This is a genomic window from Sphingomonas sp., assembly GCF_035490575.1.
In the GTDB taxonomy this organism is placed as follows: domain Bacteria; phylum Pseudomonadota; class Alphaproteobacteria; order Sphingomonadales; family Sphingomonadaceae; genus Sphingomonas.
Genome location: NZ_DATJLI010000081.1, coordinates 1 through 1,683, shown reverse-complemented (window position 1 = coordinate 1,683; position 1,683 = coordinate 1). Strand labels below are relative to the sequence as shown.

At 67.3% G+C, this 1,683-nt stretch carries 3 protein-coding genes; 1 reads left to right on the top strand and 2 read right to left on the bottom strand.

Annotated elements, in window-relative coordinates; genetic code table 11:
• Positions 1-114, bottom strand: a 114-nt coding sequence (locus VL973_RS06440; protein WP_325283204.1) for a sugar phosphate nucleotidyltransferase, incomplete at its 3' end; no start/stop codon positions are given.
• A gap of 202 nt (positions 115-316) precedes the next feature.
• A complete protein-coding gene (locus VL973_RS06435; protein WP_325283203.1) occupies positions 317-1,375 on the bottom strand; it encodes a tyrosine-type recombinase/integrase in 1,059 nt (352 codons plus the stop codon).
• Between the two features lie 143 nt (positions 1,376-1,518).
• Between VL973_RS06435 and VL973_RS14295 the strand changes: the two genes are divergently transcribed.
• The coding region (locus tag VL973_RS14295) for an AbrB/MazE/SpoVT family DNA-binding domain-containing protein (RefSeq protein ID WP_414712200.1) at positions 1,519-1,683 on the top strand (165 nt) is incomplete at its 3' end.

Sequence of the window (1,683 nt, the reverse complement as noted above, 5' to 3'; positions counted from 1 at the left end):
CTGCGCCGCGGTCAGCGCCAGGAACTGCTTGGGCCGCTCGGGCCGCGACATCGGCCACAACCGCGTGCCGCTGCCGCCCGACAGGATGACGGGGACGATCGTCGGATGGGTCATAGGCCTTTGGTTCTCCCTCGCTTGACGGCATCCAAACGCGCAAATCCCGTTTCGGGCAACCGCGCTTCGCTGCGCCGCGATAATTTCCTGCCGAAAGGTGAAGCGCCGCGCCACAGGGATCCGCCATTGTAATACAATGAACGCAGCCGGCCCTATCCTGCCAACCAACCAATCCATCAGGCGCAATCATCAGGCAAGCGCCTCACAGCTTGCCCACCACCTTCGCCGCCGCGTTTGATTCCACCGCCAGCGCCTGGGCATAGCGGGCGGGTTGCGCCGGGCTTTTCCAGCGCAGCGCCTGCATGATGCCCGCCAGGTCCTGACCACTGGCGAACAGATCCTGGGTCAGTCCGACGCGCGTCGAATGCGCGGTCAGCCCCGCGCGCCACGCATCGAAATCATGGTCGTCGATCATGCCCAGCAGATCGGCGGCGCGCGCGGCATCGAGCATGGCTCTATATATAAGCGTCACCGACTGTGCGCTCAGCCCCGCGCCGACGCTCCATCGATCACTACCGTCGCGACCCCGCGCACGGTGCAGGCGGCGAAAGACCGGCCCCTCGCGAACCCCCGCGCACGCCGCGCGCCACGCCGCCAGCGCCGCCATGGTTCGCGCCGACAGATAGGCATAGGCGCCCGCACCCTCCTGATCGCTTTTCGATCGCGGCACGAACAGCCGCCCGCCATCGCCGGCACCGCGCTCGACATGCCCCCAATGCACCGCCACCAGTTCCGATCGCCGGAGGCCGGTGTCGAACGCGAGGCTGAGCAGCGCCCGGTCGCGCGCGCCGCGCAGCGTTTCGGCGTCCGCAGCGGTCAGCATCGCCTCGACACACACGCCCACCGGCCCGGCGGCGGCGAGCGGGTCGGCGACCTGTCCGCGAAAGCGAAGCCCGCGCGCCTGTGACTGGCGCACCCCCAGCGCCCGGCGCTGCGCCTTGAGTTCGAGCCGCACCAGCTCGGCGCGCGTCGGATCGGCCTGATCCGCCAGCCCATGCAGCCGCGCGATCGACGCGGTATAGCGCGCCAGCGTCGCGGCTTTCTTGCCGCCTGCCGCCTGATCGCGAAGAAAAGCCGCCACCGCCGCCGGGGTCGCGGGCAGCGGCGTCAGATGCCGGGGCGCGCACCAGCTTGCGAAGATCCGGATATCGGCCCGCAACGCCCGCCACGAATTGACGCTCATCGCGCGGCGCGCGGCATCGATGACAGCCGCGTCAATCGCGACGGCGGTGTCGAGGGCAATGAGCGCGGTCTGGTTCACGGTCGCCAGATTGAACCGGCTCGCCCGGAAAAAGCAAGCGCACTAGCGATAGCGGACATTATCGCTAGTGGGATTCCGCTGTTGTATGGCATGGCCGTCAATGCATGAAGATGCATTAATTGTATGTCCTGGATTGATTGTCGATGAACGTTCAACGCGGCAAACTGGTTAGCGGCGGACGATTACAGGTGCCCGCCGACATGCGTCGCGCCTTGGGACTGACGGATGGCGACGAAGTGCTGTTGCGTGTCGTTGGCGGGGTGCTTCACGTCCTGCCGGCGCGCGAAGTCGTGGCGAATATCCAGAAC